The following is a 26,018-nucleotide window of genomic DNA, read 5'->3' on the forward strand; positions in this document are numbered from 1 at the left end:
CGGTTCGACATGCTCATGAAAATACAGACTTCAATCCATCCCTCGGCCGTTATCGAGTCCGGTGCCCAAATCGGTGAAGGCGCCTCTATCGGACCGTTCTGCTATGTCGGCGCTGATGCTGTGATCGGCGACCGGGTCGAACTGGTCAGCCATGTCTCGGTGCTGGGTGCGACCACAATCGGCGCCGGGACCAAGGTCTATCCGATGGCGATACTGGGCGGGCCACCACAAAACACCAAGCACAAGGGCGGCCGCACCACATTGGTTATCGGCCAGAACTGCACGATCCGCGAAGGCGTGACCATGCACCTCGGCACCGATTCCAGCCGTGGCGAGACGACCGTCGGCGACAATGGCAACTTCCTTGCCTATGCCCATATCGCTCACGACTGCGTCGTCGGCAAAAACGCGACCTTCGCCAATGGCGCAACGCTCGGCGGACACTGCGAGATCGGTGACAACGTCTATATTGGCGGTCTCAGTGCCGTTCATCAGTTCGTGCGTGTTGGCGACAACGCCTTTCTCGGCGGTTGCTCGGCTTTTGTCGGCGATGTCATCCCTTACGCCATTGCCGTTGGCAACCGCGCCAGCCTGCGAGGCCTCAACATCATCGGCCTGAAGCGCTCCGGCCTGCCGCGCGCCGAAATCCAGGTGCTGCGCAAGGCTTACAAGACGATCTTCGACCGCTCCCGCACCGTCGGCGAAAACATCGAATTCGCCAAGGCCGAGTTCGCCTCGTCGCCGACCGCCATGAAAATCATCGATTTCATCGCCAGTCGCGGCAAGCGGCATTTTGCCGTCCCGTCGCTTAAAGGTGGCGCCGGCGACGATGCCGATGACGAAGACTGAGGCCGGCTCAACGGGCCTCGATCTCGCGCCGGACGCCAGGGTCGGCATCATTGCCGGCGGCGGCAGCCTGCCGGTCGAAGTTGCCGCCGGCCTGGCAGAGGCCGGCCATCCGCCCGTCATCATCCTGGTCGAAGGGCAGGCCGACCGTCAGACCGAGCTCACCGTCTACGAGCATGAAAGCCTCGGCCTGGAAGATATCGGCTCGCTGGTTGCGTTGCTGAGGCGGCTGCGGATCACCCATCTTGTGCTTGCCGGCGAGATCAGGCGCAGACCGCGGCTGGTCGACATGCGCCCGAGCCTTGGCCTGCTGGCGCTGATACCCTCGGTCGCCATGGCGCTTGCGCGTGGCGACGACGGCCTGCTGAAGATACTGACCCGCGGCCTGGAAGCCCGCGGTGTCAAAGTTGTCGGCGCGCATGAGGTCGTGCCCCGGCTTGTCGCGGCAGAAGGGTCACTGACCAAGGCAATGCCGCGAAAATCGGACTGGCGCGATATCGAGGCGGCACATGCGGCGGCAAAAGCCATCGGCGCGCTCGACATCGGTCAGGCGGCCATCGCCATCGGTGGCCGCGCTATCGCCCTGGAAGGCGTCGAAGGCACCCACGGACTGCTCGAGCGGACGCAGCAGCTGCGCGGCCATGGCAGGCTCGCCGGCAAGACGCGCGGTGTCCTGGTCAAATGCGCCAAGCCCGGCCAGGAACTGCGCGCCGATCTGCCGTCCATCGGTCCGCAGACGGTCGAGGCCGCACACGCCGCCGGGCTTGTCGGCATTGCCGTCGAGGCCGGCCGTTCGCTGATCCTCGAAGGTCCCGTCGTTCTCGCGCGCGCCAATGCGCTTGGCCTGTTCGTATATGGCCTGCCGGCCGTGGAGCCTGGCCATGGCAGCTGAGAAGCCGCTGAAGATCGCCATCGTCGCCGGCGAAGAGTCCGGCGATTTGTTGGGCGCCGACATCGTGCAGTCGCTGAAGCGCATGACCGGGCGCGATATCAGGCTGGTCGGCATTGGCGGGCGGCATCTGCAGACGCTCGGGCTGGTGCCGCTGTTCGACGGGGCCGAGATCGCGCTGATGGGGCTCAGCGCCATCCTGCGCGACCTGCCGCGTCTGATGCGGCGCATCAGCCAGACCGCTGGTGCAGTCGCCGCTGAGAGACCCGACTGTCTCGTCACCATCGACAGCCCTGACTTTTCGTTGCGCGTCGCCAAAAAGGTGCGCGCCGCCGATCCTTCCATCCCGATCGTCCACTATGTCTGCCCGAGTGTCTGGGCATGGCGGCCGGGCAGGGCATTGGCGATGAAGCCCTATGTCGATCACATACTGTGCATCCTGCCTTTCGAGGTGAAGGAGCTCAGCCGCCTCGGCGGTCCGCCCGGAACCTATGTCGGACACCGCCTCACGCATGATCCGGGTGTGCTTGGCGCGGCAAGGGCGCAAGGCCAGCCGCGCGATCTCTCGGCGGACCGCGTCAAGACACTGCTTGTCCTGCCCGGATCGCGGCGCGGCGAGGTAAGCCGGCTTATCGATCCCTTCGGCCAGACGATCTCGGCGCTGCGCGCGCGCGGACACCGCTTGCGCCTGCTGTTGCCCACGGTGCCGCATGTCGCCGACCTGGTCAAAACATCGGTCGCGCGCTGGGATGAAAAGCCTGAGATCATTCTCGATGCCGAGCGCAAATGGCAGGCCTTCGGCAAGGCCGATGCCGCGCTGATCGCTTCGGGAACGGTATCGCTCGAACTGGCGCTGTCCGGGGTGCCGATGATCTCCTGCTACCGGCTCGATCCAGTGATGCGCATGGTTCAGGGGCTGGTCACGGTGTGGAGCGCCGCCTTGCCCAATCTGATCGCGGACCAGGCGATCGTGCCTGAGCACTACAACCAGTATGTGCGGCCACGCTATCTGGCGCGGCAGCTCGAGGCCTTGTTTTCAGACACTGCCTACCGAACCTGGCAAAAGGACGGCTTTGCCGAGGTTGCCAGGCGCATGGCGACTGACAAGCCCTCCGGCGACATCGCCGCGGATGTCGTTCTTCGGCACATCGGGAGAGCGAATAGGGCTTAGGCGGCAGTAGGCAGTAGGGCTTTGTATCTATTGCCTACTGCCTACTCACTATTCCCTATCTTTTCGCGATCGGCACGTAGTCGCGTTCCGGGGCGCCCGTATAGAGCTGGCGCGGGCGGCCGATCTTCTGGTGTGGATCCTCGATCATTTCCTTCCACTGCGCGATCCAGCCGACGGTGCGGGCGACCGCGAACAGCACGGTGAACATGGTGGTGGGGAAGCCCAGCGCCTTCAGCGTGATGCCGGAATAGAAGTCGACGTTCGGATAGAGCTTCTTCTCGATGAAGTAGGAATCGGTCAGCGCGATCTTTTCCAGCTCCATGGCGATGTCGAGCAGCGGATCGTCCTTGATGCCAAGTTCGCCCAGCACCTCATGCGCCGTCTTCTGCATGATTTTCGCACGAGGATCGTAGTTCTTGTAGACGCGGTGGCCAAAGCCCATCAGCCGGAACGGATCGTTCTTGTCCTTGGCGCGGGCGATGAATTCCGGGATGTGATCGACATGGCCGATCTCGCCCAGCATGTTGAGCGCGGCCTCGTTGGCGCCGCCATGCGCCGGACCCCACAGGCAGGCGATGCCGGCGGCGATGCAAGCGAACGGGTTGGCGCCCGACGAGCCTGCGAGACGCACCGTCGAGGTCGAGGCGTTCTGCTCGTGGTCGGCATGGAGGATGAAGATGCGCTCCATGGCGCGCGCCAGCACCGGATTGATCTTGTATTCCTCGCACGGAACCGCGAAGCACATATGCAGGAAGTTGGCGGCGAAGTTCAGCTCGTTCTTCGGGTAAATGAAGGGCTGGCCGATATGGTATTTGTAGGCCATCGCCGCAATCGTCGGCATCTTGGCAATCAGCCGCATCGAGGCGACCATGCGCTGATACGGGTCCGAAATATCGGTTGAGTCGTGATAGAAGGCCGACAGCGCGCCGACCACGCCGCACATCACGGCCATCGGATGCGCGTCGCGGCGGAAGCCGGTGAAGAAGCGCGACATCTGCTCATGCACCATGGTGTGGCGCGTTACCCGGTAGTCGAAATCGTCCTTCTGCGCCTTGGTCGGCAGTTCGCCGTAGAGCAAGAGGTAGCAGACTTCGAGGAAATCGCCATGCTCGGCCAGCTGGTCGATCGGGTAGCCGCGGTGCAGCAGGATGCCGGCATCGCCGTCGATGAAGGTGATCGCCGACTCGCAGCTCGCCGTCGAGGTGAAGCCGGGGTCGTAGGTAAAGGCGCCGGTGGTGCTGTAAAGCGCACCGATGTCGATGACGTCAGGCCCGACCGAGCCGCTTCGCACCTTGAATTCGTGCGTCTTGCCGGCCAGTTCGAGCGTGGCAGTCGACGGGTGCGTCGTCTTGCTGCCGGGTTCCAGTTTTGTCGCAGCTTCGCTCATTCTCAAACTCCTTCATGTTCCTCATGCCGGCAAGGCAATTCCTGCAAACGACACGTCGAAATCACCGGAATGCGCGAACTCGCCACCGCATTTTGGGAGGGTGCGTGCCAGATTGGGCCAAGGCCTAATGTTGCACTGCGAAACGCGCCTTTCAATGCCAATCTTCTTGGGCCAGTTCGCTCCTAATCGATTTGATCCGCAATCCGCGCCAGGCTTTCCTCACGGCCGAGCACGGCAAGCACGTCGAATACGCCGGGCGAGGTGCTGCGGCCGGTAAGGGCTGCTCTCAGCGGTTGGGCCACCGCGCCAAGCTTGTGGCCGCCGGCCGTCGCGAACGCGCGCACCGCGGCTTCCGCCGCAGCGGCCGTCCACTCGCCCGAAACCGTCTGCAAAGCCGCATGCGCGCCGCGCAGGATCGCGCGCGCATCGGCATTGAGCAGGCCTGCCGCCTTCTCGTCGACTGGCAGCGGCCGCTCGACGAACAGGAAGCCGGCGCCATCGGCCAGCTCCACCAGTGTCTTGGCGCGTTCCTTCAGGCCAGGCAGCGCGGCCAGCAGCTGCGCCTTCCTGGTGTCGTCAAGGCGGGCAGCCAGCGCCGGGCCGCCTTCGAGATAGGGAAGCGTGGCGACGAAGATGTCGAGCAACTGGACGTCGTCCATCTTGCGCATATGCACGCCGTTCAGCGCATCGAGCTTGGCAAAGTCGAAGCGCGCCGCGCCCTTGTTGACGTCGCCAATGTCGAACCATGCGATCATGTCCTTGATCGACATCACCTCGTCGTCGCCATGGCTCCAGCCAAGGCGTGCCAGATAGTTGAGCAGCGCCTCGGGCAGATAACCCATGGCGCGATAGGCCTCGACGCCGAGGGCGCCATGCCGCTTCGACAATTTGGCGCCGTCGGCGCCATGGATCAGCGGGATGTGCGACATGGACGGCACCTCCCAGCCCATGGCGTTGTAGATCACCGTCTGGCGCGCGGCATTGGTCAGATGGTCGTCACCGCGAATGATGTGGGTGACGCCCATGTCGTGGTCGTCGACGACGACGGCATGCATGTAGGTCGGCACACCATCCGAACGCAGGATGATGAAATCGTCGAGATCCTTGTTGGGAAAGCGCACCTCGCCCTGCACGCGGTCATGCACCACGGTCTCACCCTCGGTCGGCGCCTTGATGCGGATGGCGCCCCTGACGCCGGCGGGCGCCTCGGAGGCGTCGCGGTTGCGCCACGCGCCGTTGTAGCGCGGCGGCAGGCTCTTGGCGCGCGCTGCCTCGCGCATCGCCTCGAGCTCGGCAGGCGTCTCGTAGGCGTAATAGGCTTTACCCAGGCGCACCAATTCCTCGGCCACCTCGCGGTGGCGCGGCGCACGCTCGAACTGCGACACGGCACCGCCATCCCAGGACAGGCCGAGCCAGGTCAGCCCATCGATAATGGCCTGGGTTGCCGCTTCGGTGGAACGCTCGCGATCGGTGTCCTCGATGCGCAGAAGCATCGTGCCGTCGGTGTGCTTGGCGTACAGCCAGTTGAACAGCGCGGTGCGCGCGCCACCAATATGCAGGTAGCCGGTGGGCGAGGGGGCAAAACGGGTGACCACCCTGTTGGACATGGCAATTTTGTTGGACATGGCAATTCTCGGGCAAGGCTAGAAAGCGGGGGCGTGATCGCGCGGACTTTCGCGCTTTGCGCGTTCATGTAGCATAGGGGGTCTGGGGCGCAAGGGGCAGACCCGATGGCTGAACGGGGCCGGGGCGGGAAGGAGGGCGAGGGCGCAGAGGCAAGCGTCAGCGAACGATCGTTGTTTGCAGATGTTCCCTATGCCGAGCCGATGCCGGTTGCGCTGCCCGAACTGCAGCCCGGCATCGTGCCTTTGCCGCCGGATGGCGCCGCGCCGGTCCCGGTCACCGCGCCCGCACCTACAGTCCGTTTGCGCCGGCTGCTGCGCCGTTCGTCATGGCCCGCAATCCGCCGCAGCGTTGCCGTGGCGGCCGGCACCGAACTCGACCGCGGCGTTGCCTTCCTGCTGGTGCCGGTTTTCCTGGCGGCCGGCGTCATTGTCTATTTCTCGCTGCCCGACGAGCCCGGCTTTGCCCAGCCGATCTCCATCGTGCTGCTCTTGGCATGTTGTGCTGCCGTCACCCGGTCGCGGCCGAGGACGCATCTGTGTCTTATGGCTGCCATGCTGTGCGCGCTTGGCGTCGTCGCCGCCAAGGTCGAGACCTGGCGCGCCGGCACGCAGATGCTCGGCGCCGAGATTCAAACAAGGTTGACCGGCCGCGTCGTCAGTCTCGAAGAGATGGAAAACGGGCGCGTCAGGCTGACGCTCGACGTGATTTCCACCGCTTACCCCAAGCTGCGCTACGCGCCGGAACGGGTCAGGCTCTCGGCGCGTGGGATTCCGGCCGATATGACCGCCGGCTCCCTGATCACCGGCTATGCCAGGCTACTGCCGCCAACCGGTCCGGTGCGGCCGGAGAGCTACGATTTCTCCTTCGACAGCTATTTCACCGGCATCGGCGGCAGCGGCTTCTTTCTCGGCAATCCCAAAACCATCGCCGCGCAGGGACCGCCGCCGCTGACCGCACGGCTCTCTTCGGCCATTGAGAATGCCCGCGAAAACATAGCCGACCACATCCGGAGCAAGATCGGTGGCGCCGAAGGCGAGATTGCCGCAGCGCTGATCGTCGGCGTGCGCGCCGGCATTCCGGACGAGGTCAACGAGGCGATGCGGCGCACCGGCATCTACCACATCATTTCCATTTCCGGCCTGCACATGGCGCTGGTTGCCGGCACCATCATGGGCTTGCTGCGCGGCGCCTTCGCGCTGTTTCCCGATTTCTCCTCGCGCCGGCCGGTCAAGAAATATGCAGCCGCCGCAGCGCTTGTCTCCATCGCCGCCTATCTCGTCATTTCAGGCATTGTGGTTGCCGCCGAGCGCAGCTTCATCATGCTGGCGGTGATGCTGATCGCCGTGCTGTTCGACCGGGCGGCGCTCACCATGCGCAACCTGGCGATCTCGGCGATCGCCGTCATCCTGGTGTCGCCGCATGAGGTCGTCGGCCCGAGTTTCCAGATGTCGTTTGCCGCCACCGCCGCCCTGGTCGGCGCCTATGCCGGCTGGGCCGACTACCGCGCCGACAGGGTGAGAACGCCGCCTGCGAGGCGCTCTTTCGTCAGCTTCCTGTCGCGAAAATTCCTGCTGGCCATGGGCGGCCTCGCCATGACCTCGATTATCGCTGGAAGTGCCACGGCGCTGTTTGCCATCTGGCATTTCCAGCGCGTGTCACCGCTCAGCCTGCTCGCCAATCTGGCCGTGATGCCGATTGTATCGTTAATCGTCATGCCCTTTGCCGTGCTCAGCGCGCTGGCGATGCCATTCGGCGCCGATGGGCCGTTCCTCTATGTGATGGGCAAGGGTCTGGCGGCCATGATCGCCATCTCCGCCTGGATTTCCGAACGTTCGCCGGTCGATGCCGTCGGGCTGATCCCTATCCGCTCGGTGCTGCTGGTGGCGGTCGCCCTCGTCATCGCCACCATGGCCACCACATGGCTTCGGCTGGCGGCCGTGCCTTTCGCGCTGGCTGGCCTGTTGACGGTGCCGCAGGTACGCACGCCCGATGTGCTCATCTCCGAGGATGCGCATCTGGTGGCCGTGCCGATCGGAGGCGGCGAGCTAGCCCTCAATCGCGAACGCTCCAACGAATTCACCACAGACAACTGGAAACGCGCGCTAAGGGCGGAAACCATTATCCCGCCTGAGATTTTCGAGGCAACGGATACGCGGTTCGATCTCGATCCGCTCGACCTGCCGCCCGGCTCGCCCTTCTACTGCACAGGTGATCTCTGCATTGCCCGGCACCCGGCCGGAGCCATCATCGCGCTGGCAAAAGACCGCAAGACAGCCCGACCGGCCTGCGCTTTCGCGAGCCTGATCGTCATCGACGATGCCACCGCCTACAATCCGTGTCGCGACCCGCTGGTGCTGGTCGTGACCAAGAAGCAGCTTGCCCGCGACGGCAGTGCCGCCGTCTTCTTCGATCCGCAATCGGCCGCGACAACGCCAACCATACGTTTCGCCGTCGACAAGCCCTATCGTCCCTGGCACGAGCAACGCCGCTTCTCACGCGAAGCACGCGGCCTGCCGCCCTACAAGGAGCGCGAAAAGTACAAAACTAAGCCGGCTCAGTAGCGCCGGATCAGCCCGACAAGCTTGCCCTGCACCTTGACCCTGTCTGGCCCGAAGATGCGGGTTTCATAGGCCGGGTTTGCGGCTTCCAGCGCGATCGAGGCGCCCTTGCGGCGAAAGCGTTTCAGCGTCGCTTCCTCTTCGTCGACCAGCGCCACGATGATCTCGCCGGGGCTGGCGGTGTCGGCATTGCGGATGATGACCGTGTCGCCGTCGAAAATGCCGGCCTCGATCATCGAGTCGCCCTTGACCTCGAGCGCGTAATGTTCGCCGCCCATGATCATGTCCGGCGGCACCGAGATCGAATGGGTTTGGTGCTGGATGGCGTCGATCGGCACACCGGCGGCGATGCGGCCCATCACCGGGATCGACACCGCCGAAACTGCGTCGTCATTGCCGGCCGACATCGAACGCGACGATGAGGCCGGCTTGATCTGACGGCCGAGACCGCTTTGCCCCACACCGCCCTGGCCAGAACCGCCTTGTCCGAGACTGCCCTGGATGACGCTTGGCGAGAACTTCTTCGCCGCATTGAGGCCGGGTGCGATCGAGTCGGGCAGCCGCAGCACTTCCAGCGCGCGCGCCCGGTTCGGCAGCCGGCGAATGAAACCGCGCTCCTCCAGCGCCGTGATCAGGCGGTGAATGCCGGACTTGGACGCAAGGTCGAGCGCCTCCTTCATCTCGTCGAAAGACGGCGGGATTCCGCTCTCCTTCAGGCGTTCATGGATGAACATCAGGAGTTCATGTTGTTTGCGCGTCAGCATCGCGGCCCCCACGGGTTCTGAAACCAGAATCAGAAAAAACAAACCCAGAACAAACACTATCTGTTCCAGTTGTGTTCCGCAACCTTTTAAAGTTTAATGAATGCGTTGACGTTTTGTTCAGCGTAACGTTCCGCGCCGCGATCGGCGCCCGCGCTCGTTTGCCGGCAACGGAGTGAAAACGCCGGTGGCCTGCGCCATCGGGTCAATTCATGCCTTGCCAGATCGCTGCCGCTTTTTCGGGCGGGGCTGCGCTGCATCCGTCGGCGCGCCCGGTTCACTCTGGGCATAGACCTGCAGCGTGTAGCCGATGTGAACGCTCATCAGCGTTTTTGCGCCCTCAGTGTCGCGGTCAAGGGCTGCTTCCATCAGTTCGGTGTGGTGTTCGATCGCCACGGCGTCGCGCAGCGCCTCCATGGCCTTCTGGTGTCCGTCCTCGCGGCCGGCGGCCGCGCGCAGCGTCGGCGCGAGGCCCAGAAAGCGGTGGTGGCGATGCAGTTGATCGGAGATCGTCGCGTTGAAACGCAGCAGCCAGCTGGATCTCGCGGCACTGAGCAGCGCCGCGTGGAAGGCATCATGTTTTTCGTACCACGCATCGACGGCCTCATCCGAGGGATCATCGAGAACGGACCCGCAGCGTGAGAGGCGGTAGTGGGCGGCAACGACCGTGTCTTCCCATTGATGGTCGCCCTTTTCGATCGATTCCACCAGCAAGGGCAGTTCGACCACCAGTCGCGCACGCGCCAGGTCTTCGAGCTCGGCTCGGGACACGGGAGCGACCGCAAACCCACGGTTGCTGATGGCGGTCACAAGCCGTTCGGCTTCCAGTCGTGACAGTGCCTCGCGCAGCGGCGTCCAGCCGATGCCATAGGTGCCGCGCAGCGTGCTCAGCTTCAACGGCGCGGCAGGCGCCAGCCGGGTCGCAAGAATATCGCGCCTGAGCAGCCGATAGGCCGTTTCCGTCTTCGAGGACTGCTCGTCGTCCAACATCGTAACCCATCAGTCAGATTGCTCGGCTGCTGATTATATATCAAAGCCTTTCATCACGCAAATTATATATAATGTTTGACAGGTCCAGGAGGACCCCTCAAGATCGCCGGCATGTTTAGGGCGGACAGGCTCCGCCGAATGCTGTTGTTCAGGGAGGAGCGCCGGATCATGAGCATGACACCCGATCTCGCTGCAATCGAAGCGATGGATGCCGCCGATCCGCTGCGTTCCATGCGTGAACGCTTTGTCTTGCCGCAGGGCGTGATCTATCTCGACGGCAATTCGCTGGGTGCCGCGTCGCCGGCCGTCTTCAGCGAATTGCAGCAGGCCGCCATGCAGGAATGGGCGCAGGATCTCATTCGCGCCTGGAACACTGCCGGCTGGTTCAACATGCCGGTGGAGCTCGGCGATCAGCTCGGACGACTGATCGGCGCGGCTGAGGGGCAGACGGTGGTCTGCGACACGACCTCGATCAACATCTACAAGCTGCTGCACGCGGCACTCGGCATGCGGCCGGACCGCTCGGTCATCGTTGCCGAGGGCGACAGTTTCCCGACCGACCTCTATATGGCCGAAGGCGTCGCTTCGACCCGGCCGGGAACGCGGCTGCGGCTGGAGGGCGTCGACGCGCCTGCAATCGAGGATCTGATCGACGACAGCGTCGCCGTCATCCTGGTCAACCACGTCAACTACAAATCCGGCCAGTTGCGCGACATGGCGGCGCTGACGCGCAAGGCGCATGACGCCGGCGCGCTGATCATCTGGGATCTCTGCCACACCGCCGGCGCCTTGCCGGTCGAACTTGACAGTGTCAATGCCGATTTCGCCGTCGGCTGCACCTACAAATACCTCAATGGCGGCCCGGGCTCGCCGGCCTTCATCTACGCGGCCGAACGCCACCATGGCGATGTCCATCAGCCGCTCAGCGGCTGGTGGGGCCATGCGCGGCCCTTTGCCTTCGAACAGGGCTTTGCCGTCGGCAGCGGCATCCGCCGCTTCCTGTGCGGAACGCAGCCGGTGCTGTCGATGCGGGCGCTCAAGGGGGCGCTCGATATCTGGAACGATGTCGACATGGCGGCGGTGCGCAGAAAGAGCATCGCGCTGACCGACCTGTTCATCCAGCTCGTCGAAGCCAGATGCGGCGCCTACGGGCTTGAACTGGAAAGTCCTCGTGACGGCAGCCAGCGCGGCAGCCAGGTGTCGTTCCTTCATCCGCATGGCTATCAGGTGATGCGCGCCCTGATCGAGCGCGGTGTGATCGGCGATTTCCGCGCGCCGTCTACCATCCGCTTCGGCTTCACGCCGCTCTATGTCGGTTATGGCGATGTTTGGCAGGCGGTCGACGTGCTGGAGGATATTCTGCGCACCGGCACCTGGCAGGACGCACGCTTCGCGGTGAAGACCGCGGTTACCTAAAGTCGGCGCGATTCCAGGAAAAGTGTGACGCGGTTTTTCCGGGAAACGCGCGTAGCGCTTTCCCTTGGGAATTGCGTCAGAACGATATGCTCAAAGCCGGGTGCGAACCGTCCACAGTTCCGGAAACAGCACGACCTCCAGCATCTTCTTCAGATAGGAGGCGCCTGAGGTGCCGCCGGTGCCGCGCTTCAAACCGATGATGCGCTCGACCGTGGTGACGTGGTTGAAGCGCCAGCGGCGGAAGTAGTCCTCGAAGTCGACCAGTTTTTCCGCCAGTTCGTAGAGCATCCAGTAGCGCTGCGGGTCGCGGTAGACGGTTTGCCAGGCAACCAGCACCTCTTCGTTCTCGACGCGTGTCTCGCGCCAGTCCGTGCGCGTGGCGTCGGCGCCGATGTCGAAGCCGTTGCGCGCCAAAAGCAGCAGCGCCTCGTCATAGAGCGATGGGGTAGCCAGGATCGCCTCCAGCCTGTCCGTGAGATCGGGCCGGTGCTTGTGCGGGCCAAGCATGGCGAGGTTGCGGTTGCCAGCCATGAATTCGATGGCGCGGTATTGCCAGGACTGGAAGCCCGAGGACTGGCCGAGCGCGTCGCGAAATTCGGTGTATTCGCTGGGCGTCATCGTGCGCAGAACGTCCCAGGCATTGTTGAGCTGCTCGAAGATGCGCGCGACGCGCGACAGCATCTTGAAGCTCGGTTCGAGGCGGTCGGCGCGGATCGAGCGGATCGCGGCGCCGATCTCGTGCAAGGCGAGCTTCATCCACAATTCCGATGTCTGATGCTGGATGATGAACAGCATCTCGTCATGGGCCGAAGACAACGGCGCCTGCGCGTCGAGCACCTTCTCCAGGTGCAGATAATCGCTGTAGGACATCCGCTCCTTGAACGACATCTGCGCGCCATCGGAGGCCGGATCGTAGGGCTGGCTCAATTGCTCTTCTCCGCCCGCAACCGGAAGCGCTGGATCTTGCCGGTCTGGGTTTTGGGCAAGGCGTCGATGAATTTCACCGAACGCGGATATTTGTACGGCGCGATCGTTGCCTTGACGTGGTCCTGCAGGCGTTTGACGGTCAATGCGTCCGGCGAAACACCTTGCACCAGAACAATATGCGCCTCTACGATCTGGCCGCGCTCGCTGTCCTCGGCGCCGGTCACCGCGCATTCGGCGACGTCGGGATGCGAAAGCAACGCTGCTTCGACCTCGGGACCGGCAATGTTGTAGCCGGCGCTGACGATCATGTCGTCGGAGCGCGCGGCGAAGTGGAAGAAACCGTCTTCGTCCTGGGTGAAGGTGTCACCGGTGAGGTTCCAGCCGTCACGGACGTACTCCTTCTGCCTGGCGTCGGCCATGTAGCGGCAGCCGGTCGGGCCGCGCACCGCCAGCCGGCCTGTCGAGCCGCGCGGCAGCTCCCGCATCTCGTCATCGACGATGCGTGCCTCGTAACCGCCGACGGCTTTGCCGGTGGAGGCGGGCTTCATGTCGCCGAAGCGGTTGGAGATGAAGATATGCAGCATCTCGGTGGCGCCGATTCCATCGAGAATCGGCTTGCCGGTCTTCTGCGTCCACTCCTCGAAGACAGGCGCCGGCAGCGTCTCGCCGGCCGAAACCGCGACGCGGAGCGAGGACAGGTCGGCACCTTCATCCATGGCCTTGAGCATGGCCCGATAGGCTGTGGGAGCGGTGAAGGAAATGGTCGCCCGGTAGGTCTCGATGATGTGGATCATGTTGGGCGGCGTCGCCTGTTCCAGCAGCGTCGCCGCGGCGCCAAAGCGCAGCGGGAAGATGGCGAGCCCGCCGAGACCGAAGGTAAAGGCGAGGGGCGGCGAGCCGACGAAAATATCGTCCGGCGTCACCTCCAGGATTTCGCGGGCGTAGGCGTCGGCGATGATCAGCAGGTCGCGGTGGAAATGCATCGTCGCCTTCGGCACTCCGGTGGTGCCGGACGTGAAGCCGAGCAGGGCGACGTCGTCGCGGCCGGTGTTGACGGCGGTGAAGGTGACCGGCTTGTCGAGGGCGGCGCGGTCGAGTTCGGCGTCATGGTTGGCGGTGCCGTCGAAGCCGATGACCTGCTTGAGATAGGCACTACCCTTGGCGCAGGCGGTCATCTCGTCCATCAGCCTTGTATCGCAAAGCGCGATTGTGATTTCCGCCTTGTCGACAATCTTGGCGAGTTCGCCGGCGCGCAGCATCGGCATGGTGTTGACGACCACCGCGCCCACCTTGGTGGCGGCCAGCCAGCAGGCGACCATGGCCGGGTTGTTGGCAGAGCGGATCAGCACCCGGTTGCCCGGCTTGACGCCATAATTCTCGACCAGCGCATGGGCGAGCCTGTTGGTCCAGTCGGACAGTTCCTTGTAGGTGCGGCGGCGGCCATTGCCGATCAGCGCGGTGTGGTCGCCAAAGCCCTTTTCGACCAGCCTGTCGGTCAATTCGACGCCGGCATTTATGTGGTCGGGATAGTGGAAGCCGTCGAGCAAAAACTCCGGCCACTGATCCGGCGGCGGCAGGTTGTCGCGCGTGAATGTGTCGATATGCGCTGATGGCCCAAGCATTTTTCGGCTGCCCCTGTCTGCCTCACGCCCATGGCTGAACGGTCACAGGATCGCACCAGTCGAAATTTGTTTCAAGCCTAAAATGTTTTTAGGGTGGAGCATTGACGCCGCCTTTGCCGGCGGCCATTCCTGTCGACTGAACTGAAGCCATCTGGGAGGGTGCAGATGCTCGAACATCGTGTTGCCGATTGGGACAATGCCTACGCAAATGGCGACAACATCGCCGGCAGCAATCGCTGGCCGGCTGCGTGGGACACACCGGCACAAGCTTTTCGCGACACCCTGTCGGCGGCCGGGCGGGCCAAGCTCGACATCGCCTATGGCGACAGCGCGCGCAACCGGCTCGACCTGTTCCTTCCCGATGCCATGCCCAAGGGGCTCGTCGTCTTCATCCATGGCGGCTACTGGAAGGCGTTCGACAAGAACCCCTGGTCGCATCTGGCCAATGGCGCGGTCGCCAGCGGCTTTGCCGTGGCAATGCCGACTTACACGCTTTGTCCCGACATACGCATTTCTGGCATCGTCAGGGAAATCGCGGCGGCGATCGGCAAGGCGGCGACGATGGTCGGCGGCCCGGTAATGCTGACCGGGCATTCCGCCGGCGGCCATCTCGCCTCGAGGATGGTGACGACGACGAGCCCTCTGGCCGCCGACGTGGCCGGCCGCGTGCGCAATGTCGTTTCGATCTCCGGCGTTCATGACCTGCGGCCGATCATGCGCACCGGCATGAACGCGACACTGGCCATCGATGAAGCCGAAGCACTGGCCGAAAGCCCGGCGCTGCTGCGCCCGATGGAGGGCGCACGCATCACCTGCTGGGTCGGCGGCGGCGAGCGGGCGGAGTTCCTGCGCCAGAATGCGTTGCTCGCCAACATCTGGACCGGTCTCGGCGCCATGACCAGCACGGTGGTCGAGCCGGACCGGCATCATTTCAGCATCGTCGATGGGCTTGCCGATCCGACACATCCGCTGACGCGGACATTGCTTGCGGTATAGGCCAGTTTCATTTGTAAAATTAGCAGCTTGGACGCTTGGTCTTCAGCGTAACATCAGTACGCTGCAGGCGGCGCCCGCTGCAGCCGCCGGCGCGAAGGGCTCGCGTACGATCAAGCCGTTGGCGTCCGCCAGCATCCTCAGCATCGAGGAATCCTGGATGCCGAAAGGTGTTGCCACCAATGCGCCGGCTTCTTCCCGGACCACAGCGCGCACGTAGTCCTGCCTGAGATCATTTGCCGGCATCGCGGCGCCAAGTTGCGCAGGGCGGATGTCCTGCCGGTGGGTGCTGCCGCCGAGCTGCGCCAACAGCGGCTTCAAGAACAGCTGCGAACAGACCAGGCTCGCCACCGGATTGCCGGGCAGGCCGATGCACCTGATATCGCCGAGACGCCCGAACATCAGCGGCTTACCGGGACGCATGGCGAGCTTCCAGAAATCGAGCTTCATGCCTTCGCCGGTCAGCACGTCATGCACGAGGTCGTGGTCGCCGACCGACGCGCCGCCGAGCGTGACGATGACGTCGGCCTTTGCCGCGACTGCCTTCTTCACCAGCGCCGCTATGTCGGCCTTGCGATCTGCCGCGATGCCGAGATCAAGCGCTTTGGCGCCGACAGACTGCGCGACGGCCGCGACGCCGTATGCGTTGGAGGAGATGATCTGATCCGGACCGGGGTCACGCCCCGGCGGCAGCAACTCGTCGCCGGTGGCGATGATGGCGACCAGCGGCCGGCGCACGACGTTGAGCAGTGGATGATTGGCCGACGCCGCAAGCGACAATGCGGCCGGATCGAGCACGCGACCTTGTTGCAGAAGGAGGTCGCCTTGCGAGAAATCCAATCCACGACGGCGGATATTACGGTCTTTCGCGGTCGGCTCGGTGACTTCGATATGGCCATTGCCAAGGTCGCGGACATTCTCCTGGATGACGATCGTGTCGGCGCCTTCTGGCAGCGGCGCGCCGGTGAAAATGCGGACAGCCTCCGCCCTGCCGACCGAGCCGGCAAAGCCGCGGCCGGCCGGCGCCATGCCGATTACAGTAAGCCGCGTCGGGGCGGATGCGACATCCCGCGCCCGCGCGGCATAGCCGTCCATGGCGGAGGCGTTGAAGGGCGGCTGGGTGCGCAGCGCCACGACAGGCTCCGCCAGCACCCGGCCGGCCGCATCTGCCAGCGCGACGCTTTCACCGGGCAGCGCCGCGGCGCCGTCGAGCAGGCGTTGAAGCGCCTCGGCGACCGGAACCAGCGCCATTTACGAACCCGCCTTGTAGTCGCCGGATTTGCCGCCGGTCTTTTCCACCAGCTTTATGCCGGAAATCACCATGGCGCGGTCGGCCGCCTTGGCCATATCGTAAATGGTCAGGCAAGCCACCGATGCAGCGGTCAGTGCTTCCATTTCGACCCCGGTCTTGCCGGTGACGCGGGCGAGCGCGGTTACCCTGAGGCCGGGCAGCGCCGCATCCGGCTCGATGTCGACCGACACCTTGGTCAGCAGCAGCGGATGGCAGAGCGGGATCAGCTCATGCGTCTTCTTGGCCGCCATGATGCCGGCGATGCGCGCTGTGCCCAGCACATCGCCCTTCTTGGCGTCGCCGTCGAGGATCATTTTCAGGGTTTCAGGCCGCATCGAGACAAAGCCCTCGGCGATGGCCGTGCGTGTCGTCTCTTCTTTGTCGCCGACATCGACCATATTGGCCTCGCCCTTGGCGCCGAGATGGGTGAGGGCGGCTGCCATCGTCAGATGGCCTCTGCCGTCGCCTTGCCTGTCAAAAGCAGGCGCGTTGCCGCTGCGACATCCTCTTGCCGCATCAGGCTTTCGCCGACCAGGAAGGTTTCGATGCCGGTCTTTTGCATCCTGAGGCAGTCGTCGTGGCTGAAAATGCCGCTCTCGCTGACCAGCAAACGACCGCCAGGCACCATCGACGCCAGACGCTCCGAAGTTTCGAGACTGGTCTCGAATGTCCTGAGGTTGCGGTTGTTGATGCCGATCAGCTGCGATGACAGTTTTACCGCGCGCTGCGTCTCGGCCTCGTCATGCACCTCGATCAGCGCATCCATGCCGAGTTCGAATGCGGTCGCTTCCAGTTCGCTTGCCAGCGCATCATCGACGCTGGCCATGATGATCAGGATGGCGTCGGCGCCCCAGGCGCGTGCCTCGTAGACCTGGTAGGGATCGAACAGGAAATCCTTGCGCAGCGCCGGCAACGACACCGCCTTGCGCGCGTTGGTGAGAAATTCCGGCGCGCCCTGGAAGGACGGCGCATCGGTCAGCACCGAAAGACAGGCAGCGCCGCCTTTCTGATAGGCTTGCGCCAGCGCCGGCGGGTCGAAATCGGCGCGGATCAACCCTTTGGAAGGGCTCGCCTTCTTGATTTCGGCGATCAGGGCAAAGTTGCCCGATCTGCGCTTCGCCTCGAGAGCCCTGAGAAAGCCGCGCGGAGCGTCGGCATCCTTGGCCCGCGCCTTGATCTCGGCCAGCGGGATCCGCGCTTTCGCAGACGCGATCTCGTCACGCTTGTAGGCCTCGATCTTGCGCAGAATGTCAGCCACGGCTCTATCCGTTCGAAATCTCGACCAGCCTGTCGAGCACGCCTAGCGCCCGGCCGCTGTCGATGGCTTGTGCCGCCGCCGCCATGCCGTCGGCAAGCGTTGTCGCCTTGCCCGCCACCACCATGCCGGCGCCGGCATTCATCAGCACCGTGTCGCGATAGGCGCCGGCAGCGCCGCCCAGCATGTCGCGCAACGCCTTGGCGTTGTAGGCGGCGTCGCCGCCGCGCAACTCGTCCTTGGTGTGGCGCTGCAAACCGACCGCTTCGGGGGTGAGCGTAAAATGGCGAATCTCGCCGCCGGCCAGTTCCGCAACTTGCGTCTCGCCAGTGGTGGTGATCTCGTCATAGCCGTCGCCATGGACGACCCAGGCGTGGTCTGTGCCCAGCGCTTTCAACGTCTCGGCCACCGGCACGATCCATTCCGGCAGGAACACGCCGACCATCTGGCGGCTGACGCCGGCCGGATTGGACAGCGGGCCAAGCAGGTTGAAGATGGTGCGGGTGCCGAGCTCGACGCGGGTCGGGCCGACATGCTTCATCGCCGGATGATGCGCCGGTGCGAACATGAAGCCGACGCCCGCCTCGTGGATGCAGCGACCGATCGTCTCCGGCGGGATATCGATCTTGACGCCGAGCGCGACCAGCACGTCGGCAGCCCCCGTCAGCGACGACAGGCCGCGATTGCCATGCTTGGCCACCGGCACGCCGCAGCCGGCGATGACGAAGGCGGAAGCCGTCGAGATGTTGACCGAGTGCGAGTTGTCGCCGCCGGTGCCGACAATGTCGATGGCGCCTTCAGGGGCTTCGACGCGCAGCATCTTGGCGCGCATGGTGGCGACGGCGCCGGAGATCTCGCTCACCGTCTCGCCGCGTACGCGCAGCGCCATCAGGAAGCCGCCGATCTGGCCGGGCGTCGCATCGCCCGACATGATGATGTCGAAGGCTTCGCGCGCTTCCTCGAAGGTAAGCGCGCTGCCGGTGGCGACCTTGGCGATATGGATCTTCAGCGCGCTCATTGGGTTAAGACATTCATTGAGCCAGGGCCTGGGCAACGGCGGCCTGGTCGATGCTGACGGCGTATTGCGTCTGCAACTGCGCCACCAACTGGTCGAGCAGATCGTCGGACATGCCTTGCGTGAAGGATTTCTGCGCGTCGTCGGGCACCGAACTGGCGTCGGCTCCGGCCGGCTCGAACACTTCGGCCACCTTGAACAGGATCTGGCCTTCGCCGGTGGGCGAGGGGATCAGTCCGGTGCCGCCTTCGCCGACGCCGAACATCGCTGCAGCGCCGTCCTTGCCGAAATCGACGTCGTCGGCCTCGCGTTTGACGCCGCGCTTGGTCTGCTTTTCGAGCTTCAGTTCGGCGGCGATGACGTCGAGTGTGGTACCGGCCTTGAGGCGTTTGTCGACCTCGTCTGCCTTGGCGGTCAGCCGCTTGGTCGTTTCCTCGGCCGTCCAGTCGGCCACCACCCGCTGGCGGACCTCGTCCAGCTTGCGGTCACGAGCCGGTGTGATCGATGTCAGCTCATAGAACACGAAGCCATTGTTGGTCGTGGTCAGGGCTTCATTCTCGGTATTGGGCTCGGCCTCGAACACCGCCTTGATCAGGTCCGGCGATGCCGGCAGGTCCTTGATGATGGTCCCGTCCGGCTTGAGGCCGGTGCGGTCGATGGCGTCGACGGTGACGTCCTTGAGCTTCAGTTTGGCGGCGGCTTCGGCCAGCGTGCTGCCGGCGGCGCGGGTGTCTTCGTAATTGTCGTGCACGTCGAGCAGGATGCGGCTTGCTTCACCCAGCGCCAGATCCTTGCGGATCTGGTCGGACACTTCGGCCAGCGACTTCACCACTTCCGGCTTGATCTCGGTGACGCGCAAAAGCACCGGGCCGAACGTGCCCTGGACAACCGGGCTAACTTCGTTGGGGGCAAGCGCGAATGCAGCATCGGCCACCGCCTTGTCGGTGATCTTGTCCTTGGAGAGCGTGCCAAGCAGCGTGTCGGCCTGGGTCTTGCCCTGCGCGATGACGATCTTGTCGAAGGTGGCGCCCGTCTTCAGCGAATCGGATGCAGCCTTGGCGGCGTCCACCGTCGGAAACACCAGCTGTTCGATGGTGCGCATTTCCGGCGTGGTGTAGCGCCCCTTGTTCTTGTTGTAGTCGTCGCTGACCTGCTGGTCGGTCACCGCGCCGATATCCATGATGTCTTCGGGCTCGAGCCGGACATAGGAGAACTTGCGGTATTCCGGCGCCGCATACGTCTTCTTGTTGGTCTCGAAATAGGCCTGGAGCACGCTGTCGGATGGCGCCCCGATCGGCTCGACCAGCGACTTCGGCAAAGTCAGATAGTCGATGGTGCGGTCTTCGCCGCGATAGAGCGCGACCGCCTTGAAGAAGGTGTCCGGCGCCTTGAGACCGTCCGAAACCGCCTCGACGATCTGCTGGCGCACTGCCACCTGGGCACGGTTCTTCAGATAATCCTCCGGCCGCATGCCGAGGTCGCGCAGCCGGGACTCGAACAGCCGGCGGTCGAACTGGCCGTTCGGGCCCTGGAACGCAGGTTCCTGGCGCGTCAGTTCGGCCAGCCTGTCCTTGGAGAAGCCAAGTCCGAGCTTGCGCGCCTGTTCGTCCAGCACAGCGCCCGACACCAGCTGCGCCAGCACCTGGTTGTCGATGCCATAGGCCCTGGCCTGCTCGCGGCTGATGCGCTGGCCGATCTGCTGCTGCAGCATGTTGATCTGGCGATCGTAGGCCAGGCGGTATTCGGTGATCGACACGGTGGTGCTGCCGGCGGTGATGACCGCGTGATGGCCGGCCAGGAAGCCGCCCGCCATCCGGGTGGTGACACCCCAGGCAAGGAAACTCAACACCAGCAGGGACAGCAGCGCTTTCGCGACCCAGGTCCCCGCCGCGCTTCTCAATATACCAAGCATTGTTACTTCCGATTTTTGCGCAGTTTTGCCTGCGCCCGAGTCTGAAACAAGCGCAATAGCGCCCTTCCGGCTCACTGTCGATTGCTTTGTGGCCTGATTTTGGTAGGGAGGGCGAGACCCCAATGTCGCCCGGAGAACCAGATCCCATGACGCCAGGAATTCGACCGCTCGTTGCCGGCAACTGGAAAATGAACGGCACCAGCGCCTCGCTGAACGAGCTCAGGATGATCGGCAACGGTTTTATGAGCGGGCTCGACGCCGAGACGGAAGCCTTGGTCTGTGTGCCGGCGACCTTGCTGTCGCGCGCCGCCGAAATCCTGTCGCGCACGCCGGTGCGGGCCGGTGGCGAGGATTGTCATATCAAGGAAAGCGGCGCCTTCACCGGCTGTGTCTCGGCCGAGATGCTGAAGGATGCCGGCGCCAGCCACGTCATTGTCGGCCATTCCGAATGCCGCGAACAGCGTGGCGAGGACGATGCGACTGTCCAGGCGAAGGCGTCTGCCGCATGGCGCGCCGGGCTTGTGGCCATCATCTGCATCGGCGAGACCAAAGCCGAGCGCGAAGCGGGCGCCGCGCTCGAAGTCTTGTCGCGCCAGGTCGCCGGCTCGGTGCCGCCTAGCGCGACGCCAGCCAACACCGTCATCGCCTACGAACCGGTTTGGGCGATCGGCACCGGCCTGACGCCGACCGCCGCCGACGTGGCCGAGGCGCATGCGCATATCCGCGAAAAACTGTCGGAGGGCCTGGGCGCCTCGGTGGCCGGCAAGATCCGCATCCTCTATGGCGGCTCGGTCAAGCCGTCCAATGCTGTCGAATTGCTCGGCGTCAAAAACGTCGACGGCGCGCTGGTTGGCGGCGCGAGCTTGAAAGCGGCGGATTTTCTCGCCATCGCCGAAGCCTACCAGAATATCGCGTAGGCTCCGAAATCTCGTTGCCGGCCAGTTCCGTCGCCGACTTATGAAACGGAGCGGCGCGGCCGAAATCGTTGCAAAGGGCGCATTGCTTCCCATATTCCGGCCACGGGCTTGGAAATGCCGTTAAAGCATTGTATGGAGCCGCCTCCAAATCACCGGCCCTGATCGCCAGGGAGCGGCAGGGCTTGCCAGGATAAAATATGGAAACCGTACTGATCGTCATCCACCTCATGGTCGTGCTCGCCCTTGTCGGCGTGGTGCTGCTGCAGCGCTCCGAAGGCGGTGGTCTCGGCATTGGCGGCGGTTCCGGCTTCATGACCGCGCGCGGTGCCGCCAATGCGCTGACGCGGGCGACGGCGATCCTGGCGGCGGCTTTCTTCGTGACGTCGCTGACGCTGTCGATCGTTGCGCGCTATGGCGAAAAGCCGCTCGACATTCTCGACCGCGTGCCGGCCGACAGCGGTAACGGCGTGCTCAACCAGTTGCCAGGCACGACGCCGCCGGCGCCGCCTGCCGGCACCACGACGCCGCCTGCTGGCAATGGTGCCGCCACGACGCCGCCGGCTACCGCTCCTGCCACAGCCCCGGCGACGGCGCCCGCCACCGCTCCGGCGACGCCGCCTGCGACCGATTCGGCCACGCCGCCGGCTGCCAATGGCGTTACCTTGCCGGTCACGCCGCAGGTTCCGAACCAGTAGTCGGACACGGCCAAACGCCGCGATCTGTTGTTGTTTCAACACAGTCGCGGCAAATGGCGCACGATCACGAAGATTCGACCATGCGTTCCGCTTGAGGCCCCTCCGGCACTTCGATTATAGATTGCGCGCGGCACTTTCTGCGCCCTTGGGGGGCGCCGGGCGACGCCGTGGGCAACAAGCATTGAACGATCGGATCTTCGCTATGCAGCTTCGCAGCTTCATTCTCATGGGGTTTTGTGCCGTATTCGGCATGAGCTCCGCGGCCTTCGCCGGCACTCCGGCAATGACCTCACCACAGGCGGTCGGCAACACCGCTGTCATCAACGTCGCCGCCAAGAGCGATGCGGCGCAGCTGAAGCTTCTCAAGAAGAAGAAAAATCCGAGCTCGGATGATCTGGCTCAGATCAGCAAGCTCGAGGACAAGATCGCGGCCGACAAGGCGGCAGCCGGCGCCAAGGCGCTCGAGGCCCGCAAGCTGGCCATGCGCGAGGCGGCGAAAGCCAAGGCCGATGCAGAGCGCCAGGCATTCCTGGCCAGCAAGGGCAAGTCGGTCGTGGTCGCCGACGCCAAGCCGTCCAAGAAGACGACCAAGATCATCTCGCCAGTTGACCCGCTTACGCCGATCGCGCCGATCGAGTCGACCGAACCACTCCCGGTCGAAGCGATGAACGTCGCGCTGACCGGCAATAATGGCGAATTGCGCAGCGAGGCCCCGGGCCAGAAGCCGAGGAGCGGCGGGCTCTTCGCCGGCCTGTTCGGCGGCACATCGTCTGCTTCCTCGATTGCCTATCTTCCCGAGACGCGCGCTCTCGACCAGGCGCTCGCCAAGCGCGAAGCCAAGAAGCAGTTCAAGGTGAAGCCTGAATTCGTGCCGCAGGACGTCGAATTCAGCGGCTATGAGCCGGGTACGATCGTCATCGATACCAGCGCACGCCGCCTCTACCTCGTCGAATCGGCTTTCACCGCCCGCCGCTATGCCATCGCGGTCGGCCGCGAAGGCCTGCAGTTCAAGGGCACGGTTGCGGTCGGCGACAAGCAGGAATGGCCGCGCTGGATCCCGACGCTCGACATGCAGAAGCGCGAGCCCAAGCACTATGGCCAGTATAAGGAGGGCATGCCCGGCGGCGGTCAGAACCCGCTCGGCGCCCGCGCCATCTATCTCTATGACGGCAAGAAGGACACGCATCTGCGCATCCACGGCACCATCGCGCCGCAGTCGATCGGAACCAGCGCCTCCAATGGCTGCTTCCGCATGATCAACGAGCACGTTATGGACCTCTACAGCCGCGTCAGGGTCGGCACCAAGGTCGTCATCATCTGACGTTCTCATAATCCTGCCGAAAGGGCCGGCTTCTGCCGGCCCTTTTGTTTTGACTGAAAAACTACAGTCTCGACCTTCGGGACTATCGCGCCTTCTCTGGAAAAAACCTCAGCGGCGGTTTTTTCTCTGGCGGAATCAATTCGGCCGCGTTAAGCGATGACTCCCATGGCGCGATATGTATTCATCACAGGCGGCGTGGTTTCCTCACTTGGAAAAGGCATCGCTGCAGCGGCCCTTGGGGCTCTCTTGCAGGCGCGAGGCTATCGCGCACGCATCAAAAAACTCGATCCCTACCTGAATGTCGATCCCGGCACGATGTCGCCTTACCAGCATGGCGAGGTCTTCGTCACCGATGACGGTGCCGAGACCGATCTCGATCTTGGCCATTACGAGCGCTTCACCGGCCGCTCAGCCAACCAGCAAGACAACATCACCACCGGCCGCATCTACAAGAACATCATCGAGCGCGAGCGGCGCGGCGACTATCTCGGCGCGACTGTCCAGGTCATTCCGCACGTCACCGACGAGATCAAGCATTTCGTCCTCGACGGCAATGACGACTACGATTTCGTTCTGTGCGAGATCGGCGGCACCGTCGGCGATATAGAGGCGATGCCGTTCCTGGAAGCGATCCGCCAGCTCGGCAACGACCTGCCGCGCAACAACGCCGTCTATGTCCACCTGACCTTGATGCCTTACATCCCGACGGCCGGCGAGCTGAAGACCAAGCCGACCCAGCATTCGGTCAAGGAACTGCGCGGCATCGGCATCGCGCCCGACATCCTTTTGGTGCGCGCCGATCGCGCCATTCCCAAGGAAGAGCGCAGAAAACTCTCGCTGTTCTGCAATGTCAGGGAAAGCGCGGTCATCCAGGCGCTCGACGTGCCGCACATCTATGACGTGCCGATGGCCTATCACAAGGAAGGGCTCGATTCGGAAGTGCTGGCCGCCTTCGGCATCGACCCGGCGCCGAAGCCGCGCATGGAACCCTGGCAGGCAGTGTCCAACCGCATTCACAATCCGGAAGGCGAGGTCACCATTGCCGTCGTCGGTAAATACACCGGCCTCAAGGACGCCTACAAATCGCTGATCGAGGCGCTGTCGCATGGCGGCATGGCCAACCGCGTCAAGGTCAAGCTCGACTGGATCGAAAGCGAGATCTTCGAGAAGGAAGACCCGACGCCGTGGCTGGAAAAGGTGCATGGCATCCTGGTGCCCGGCGGCTTCGGCGAGCGCGGTTCGGAAGGCAAGATCCTGGCGGCCAAATTCGCGCGTGAGCGAAAAGTGCCGTATTTCGGCATCTGCTTCGGCATGCAGATGGCCTGCATCGAGGCGGCGCGGTCGCTGGCCGGTGTTGAGCATGCGTCGTCGACTGAATTCGGCCCAACCGACGAGCCGGTGGTCGGCCTGATGACCGAATGGCTGAAAGGCAACATGCTGGAGAAGCGCCGCGAGACCGGCGATCTCGGCGGCACGATGCGTCTTGGCGCCTATCAGGCCGAGCTCGCCAAGGGCTCGAAGATCGCCGACATCTATGGCGACACCCAGATTTCCGAGCGCCATCGCCACCGCTATGAGGTCAATATCGACTACAAGGCGCAGCTTGAGGAGTGCGGTCTGGTGTTTGCCGGCATGTCGCCCGACGGCGTGCTGCCGGAGACGGTCGAATACCCCGACCATCCCTGGTTCATCGGTGTTCAGTATCATCCGGAACTGAAGAGCCGGCCGCTCGAGCCGCATCCGCTGTTCGCCAGCTTCATCTCGGCCGCGGTGGACCAGTCACGGCTGGTATAAGCAGGCCGCGTTGCCATGCAGACCTATGTCGCGCTGCTCTACAGCATCATCCTCGGTGAGGGTCATCGGGTCATCATGGCCGACCTCAAGGCGATGGCCGAAGGCCTCGGGCTAAAGAATCCTCGCACCTTGGTGGCGACTGGCAATCTGGTCTTCGAGGCGCGGGCGACGGATATCGCCAGGCTGGAACAGCGGCTGGAAACGGCCTTCGAAAAAACCTTCGGCCGCCATGTCGTCATCATCGTGCGCACTGCCGAGGACTGGCTGAAGCTCGCCGCCGGAAACCCGTTCCCGGCCGAGTCGGCTGAAACTGGCGATCAGGTGGCGGTGCGGGTGATGCGCAAGCCTGCGCCCGCCGAAGCCGTCGCGGCGCTCCAGGCCTATGCCGCTGAGGACGAGAAGGTGGATTCGGTCGGCGGCGACATCTGGGTCGTCTTTTCGCGCGAGCGGCCAAGCTCGCGGCTGCTTGCGGCGATGAACCACAAGCGCATGGGCATCGGCACCGCGCGCAACTGGAACACGGTGCGGAGGTTGGTTGAGATGGTAGGCAGTAGGCAGTAGGCAGTAGGCAGTAGGCAGTAGGCAGTAGGCAGTAGGTTCCTACTCCCTAGGCCCTACTGCCTATTCCCTTC

General features: G+C 64.0%; 22 protein-coding genes. 11 read left to right on the forward strand and 11 right to left on the reverse strand.

Features of this window, described 5'->3' with window-relative positions; translation table 11 throughout:
• The first annotated feature begins 15 nt into the window (after window positions 1-15).
• From lpxA to lpxB, 3 genes are read left to right on the forward strand one after another with little or no spacing between them, the layout of a single operon-like run.
• Window positions 16-849 (forward strand): acyl-ACP--UDP-N-acetylglucosamine O-acyltransferase, encoded by an 834-nt coding sequence (lpxA, locus tag AC1DYC_RS05815; RefSeq protein WP_477304295.1) that lies wholly within the window; start codon window positions 16-18, stop codon window positions 847-849.
• The gene (locus AC1DYC_RS05820; protein WP_477404680.1) at window positions 836-1,738 is read left to right on the forward strand and encodes an LpxI family protein; all 903 of its coding nucleotides are present in this window, start codon (window positions 836-838) and stop codon (window positions 1,736-1,738) included. Before lpxA ends, AC1DYC_RS05820 begins: the two co-directional genes overlap by 14 nt.
• Complete coding sequence (gene lpxB / locus AC1DYC_RS05825) at window positions 1,728-2,906, forward strand: lipid-A-disaccharide synthase (RefSeq protein WP_477404682.1); 1,179 nt, start codon at window positions 1,728-1,730, stop codon at window positions 2,904-2,906. The genes AC1DYC_RS05820 and lpxB overlap by 11 nt, the downstream gene beginning before the upstream one ends.
• A 55-nt stretch (window positions 2,907-2,961) precedes the next feature.
• Here the strand turns inward: lpxB and gltA are convergent, their stop codons facing one another.
• The gene (gene gltA / locus AC1DYC_RS05830; RefSeq protein ID WP_477333835.1) at window positions 2,962-4,293 is read right to left on the reverse strand and encodes a citrate synthase; all 1,332 of its coding nucleotides are present in this window, start codon (window positions 4,291-4,293) and stop codon (window positions 2,962-2,964) included.
• Between the two features lie 182 nt (window positions 4,294-4,475).
• Window positions 4,476-5,900: a glutamate--tRNA ligase gene (gene gltX / locus AC1DYC_RS05835; RefSeq protein ID WP_477408185.1), complete on the reverse strand. Its 1,425-nt coding sequence runs from the start codon at window positions 5,898-5,900 to the stop codon at window positions 4,476-4,478.
• A 123-nt stretch (window positions 5,901-6,023) separates the two neighbouring features.
• On the opposite strand from gltX, the gene AC1DYC_RS05840 reads away from it, so the two are divergent.
• Entirely contained in the window at window positions 6,024-8,480 is a 2,457-nt protein-coding gene (locus tag AC1DYC_RS05840; RefSeq protein WP_477404684.1) for a ComEC/Rec2 family competence protein, read from the forward strand.
• Here AC1DYC_RS05840 and lexA read toward each other — a convergent pair.
• Both lexA and AC1DYC_RS05850 read right to left on the reverse strand, forming a co-directional pair.
• Entirely contained in the window at window positions 8,474-9,241 is a 768-nt protein-coding gene (lexA, locus tag AC1DYC_RS05845; protein WP_477304305.1) for a transcriptional repressor LexA, read from the reverse strand. The genes AC1DYC_RS05840 and lexA overlap by 7 nt on opposite strands.
• Before the next feature lie 207 nt (window positions 9,242-9,448).
• Window positions 9,449-10,228 carry a GntR family transcriptional regulator gene (locus AC1DYC_RS05850; protein ID WP_477404686.1) on the reverse strand — a complete coding sequence of 260 codons (780 nt, stop codon included), beginning with the start codon at window positions 10,226-10,228 and terminating at the stop codon, window positions 9,449-9,451.
• A 168-nt stretch (window positions 10,229-10,396) separates the two neighbouring features.
• Between AC1DYC_RS05850 and kynU the strand changes: the two genes are divergently transcribed.
• Complete coding sequence (gene kynU / locus AC1DYC_RS05855) at window positions 10,397-11,644, forward strand: kynureninase (RefSeq protein ID WP_477404688.1); 1,248 nt, start codon at window positions 10,397-10,399, stop codon at window positions 11,642-11,644.
• A gap of 90 nt (window positions 11,645-11,734) precedes the next feature.
• On the opposite strand, the gene kynA is transcribed toward kynU, so the two are convergent.
• Complete coding sequence (gene kynA / locus AC1DYC_RS05860; protein WP_477404690.1) at window positions 11,735-12,571, reverse strand: tryptophan 2,3-dioxygenase; 837 nt, start codon at window positions 12,569-12,571, stop codon at window positions 11,735-11,737.
• Window positions 12,568-14,193: an AMP-binding protein gene (locus tag AC1DYC_RS05865; protein WP_477404692.1), complete on the reverse strand. Its 1,626-nt coding sequence runs from the start codon at window positions 14,191-14,193 to the stop codon at window positions 12,568-12,570. The genes kynA and AC1DYC_RS05865 overlap by 4 nt, the downstream gene beginning before the upstream one ends.
• A 165-nt stretch (window positions 14,194-14,358) precedes the next feature.
• On the opposite strand from AC1DYC_RS05865, the gene AC1DYC_RS05870 reads away from it, so the two are divergent.
• Window positions 14,359-15,189, forward strand: a complete 831-nt coding sequence (locus AC1DYC_RS05870) for an alpha/beta hydrolase (protein ID WP_477404694.1) — start codon at window positions 14,359-14,361, stop codon at window positions 15,187-15,189.
• A 42-nt stretch (window positions 15,190-15,231) separates the two neighbouring features.
• Here AC1DYC_RS05870 and AC1DYC_RS05875 read toward each other — a convergent pair whose 3' ends face one another.
• Genes AC1DYC_RS05875 through AC1DYC_RS05895 form a run of 5 tightly spaced genes read right to left on the reverse strand, consistent with a single transcriptional unit; the run spans window position 15,232 to window position 20,659 of the window.
• Entirely contained in the window at window positions 15,232-16,437 is a 1,206-nt protein-coding gene (locus tag AC1DYC_RS05875) for a molybdopterin molybdotransferase MoeA (protein ID WP_477404695.1), read from the reverse strand.
• A complete protein-coding gene (moaC, locus tag AC1DYC_RS05880) occupies window positions 16,438-16,920 on the reverse strand; it encodes a cyclic pyranopterin monophosphate synthase MoaC (protein WP_477404697.1) in 483 nt (160 codons plus the stop codon).
• Window positions 16,921-16,922: 2 nt separating this feature from the next.
• Window positions 16,923-17,735 (reverse strand): indole-3-glycerol phosphate synthase TrpC, encoded by an 813-nt coding sequence (gene trpC, locus AC1DYC_RS05885; RefSeq protein WP_477404699.1) that lies wholly within the window; start codon window positions 17,733-17,735, stop codon window positions 16,923-16,925.
• A gap of 4 nt (window positions 17,736-17,739) precedes the next feature.
• On the reverse strand, window positions 17,740-18,750 hold the full coding sequence (gene trpD / locus AC1DYC_RS05890; protein ID WP_477404701.1) for an anthranilate phosphoribosyltransferase: 1,011 nt from the start codon (window positions 18,748-18,750) through the stop codon (window positions 17,740-17,742).
• A gap of 13 nt (window positions 18,751-18,763) precedes the next feature.
• Window positions 18,764-20,659, reverse strand: coding sequence for a peptidyl-prolyl cis-trans isomerase (locus tag AC1DYC_RS05895; protein WP_477404703.1), 1,896 nt, complete (start codon window positions 20,657-20,659; stop codon window positions 18,764-18,766).
• 146 nt (window positions 20,660-20,805) lie between these two features.
• Between AC1DYC_RS05895 and tpiA the strand changes: the two genes are divergently transcribed.
• The 5 genes from tpiA to AC1DYC_RS05920 all read left to right on the forward strand — a co-directional run bounded on the left by tpiA (window position 20,806) and on the right by AC1DYC_RS05920 (window position 25,947).
• Window positions 20,806-21,576 (forward strand): triose-phosphate isomerase, encoded by a 771-nt coding sequence (tpiA, locus tag AC1DYC_RS05900; RefSeq protein ID WP_477404705.1) that lies wholly within the window; start codon window positions 20,806-20,808, stop codon window positions 21,574-21,576.
• 197 nt (window positions 21,577-21,773) lie between these two features.
• Window positions 21,774-22,271 (forward strand): preprotein translocase subunit SecG, encoded by a 498-nt coding sequence (secG, locus tag AC1DYC_RS05905; RefSeq protein WP_477404707.1) that lies wholly within the window; start codon window positions 21,774-21,776, stop codon window positions 22,269-22,271.
• Between the two features lie 202 nt (window positions 22,272-22,473).
• Window positions 22,474-23,592 carry a L,D-transpeptidase gene (locus AC1DYC_RS05910; protein ID WP_477404709.1) on the forward strand — a complete coding sequence of 373 codons (1,119 nt, stop codon included), beginning with the start codon at window positions 22,474-22,476 and terminating at the stop codon, window positions 23,590-23,592.
• Between the two features lie 156 nt (window positions 23,593-23,748).
• Window positions 23,749-25,386, forward strand: coding sequence for a CTP synthase (locus AC1DYC_RS05915; RefSeq protein WP_477304330.1), 1,638 nt, complete (start codon window positions 23,749-23,751; stop codon window positions 25,384-25,386).
• A 15-nt stretch (window positions 25,387-25,401) separates the two neighbouring features.
• A complete protein-coding gene (locus tag AC1DYC_RS05920) occupies window positions 25,402-25,947 on the forward strand; it encodes a DUF1697 domain-containing protein (RefSeq protein ID WP_477404711.1) in 546 nt (181 codons plus the stop codon).
• Window positions 25,948-26,018 lie beyond the last annotated feature (71 nt).

The organism is Mesorhizobium sp. P2_E7, from assembly GCF_056403855.1.

Excerpts from the sequence above, each read along its gene's own strand:
- AC1DYC_RS05865 (WP_477404692.1), bottom strand. The coding sequence starts at position 14,193 with ATGCTTGGGCCATCAGCGCATATCGACACATTCACGCGCGACAACCTG.
- gltA (WP_477333835.1), bottom strand. The coding sequence starts at position 4,293 with ATGAGCGAAGCTGCGACAAAACTGGAACCCGGCAGCAAGACGACGCAC.
- secG (WP_477404707.1), top strand. The coding sequence starts at position 21,774 with ATGGAAACCGTACTGATCGTCATCCACCTCATGGTCGTGCTCGCCCTT.
- AC1DYC_RS05875 (WP_477404695.1), bottom strand. The coding sequence starts at position 16,437 with ATGGCGCTGGTTCCGGTCGCCGAGGCGCTTCAACGCCTGCTCGACGGC.
- lpxA (WP_477304295.1), top strand. The coding sequence starts at position 16 with ATGAAAATACAGACTTCAATCCATCCCTCGGCCGTTATCGAGTCCGGT.
- AC1DYC_RS05840 (WP_477404684.1), top strand. The coding sequence starts at position 6,024 with ATGGCTGAACGGGGCCGGGGCGGGAAGGAGGGCGAGGGCGCAGAGGCA.
- AC1DYC_RS05895 (WP_477404703.1), bottom strand. The coding sequence starts at position 20,659 with ATGCTTGGTATATTGAGAAGCGCGGCGGGGACCTGGGTCGCGAAAGCG.
- gltX (WP_477408185.1), bottom strand. The coding sequence starts at position 5,900 with ATGTCCAACAGGGTGGTCACCCGTTTTGCCCCCTCGCCCACCGGCTAC.
- AC1DYC_RS05920 (WP_477404711.1), top strand. The coding sequence starts at position 25,402 with ATGCAGACCTATGTCGCGCTGCTCTACAGCATCATCCTCGGTGAGGGT.
- AC1DYC_RS05870 (WP_477404694.1), top strand. The coding sequence starts at position 14,359 with ATGCTCGAACATCGTGTTGCCGATTGGGACAATGCCTACGCAAATGGC.
- AC1DYC_RS05910 (WP_477404709.1), top strand. The coding sequence starts at position 22,474 with ATGCAGCTTCGCAGCTTCATTCTCATGGGGTTTTGTGCCGTATTCGGC.
- kynU (WP_477404688.1), top strand. The coding sequence starts at position 10,397 with ATGAGCATGACACCCGATCTCGCTGCAATCGAAGCGATGGATGCCGCC.
- AC1DYC_RS05850 (WP_477404686.1), bottom strand. The coding sequence starts at position 10,228 with ATGTTGGACGACGAGCAGTCCTCGAAGACGGAAACGGCCTATCGGCTG.
- moaC (WP_477404697.1), bottom strand. The coding sequence starts at position 16,920 with ATGGCAGCCGCCCTCACCCATCTCGGCGCCAAGGGCGAGGCCAATATG.
- lexA (WP_477304305.1), bottom strand. The coding sequence starts at position 9,241 with ATGCTGACGCGCAAACAACATGAACTCCTGATGTTCATCCATGAACGC.
- tpiA (WP_477404705.1), top strand. The coding sequence starts at position 20,806 with ATGACGCCAGGAATTCGACCGCTCGTTGCCGGCAACTGGAAAATGAAC.
- AC1DYC_RS05820 (WP_477404680.1), top strand. The coding sequence starts at position 836 with ATGACGAAGACTGAGGCCGGCTCAACGGGCCTCGATCTCGCGCCGGAC.
- lpxB (WP_477404682.1), top strand. The coding sequence starts at position 1,728 with ATGGCAGCTGAGAAGCCGCTGAAGATCGCCATCGTCGCCGGCGAAGAG.
- trpD (WP_477404701.1), bottom strand. The coding sequence starts at position 18,750 with ATGAGCGCGCTGAAGATCCATATCGCCAAGGTCGCCACCGGCAGCGCG.
- AC1DYC_RS05915 (WP_477304330.1), top strand. The coding sequence starts at position 23,749 with ATGACTCCCATGGCGCGATATGTATTCATCACAGGCGGCGTGGTTTCC.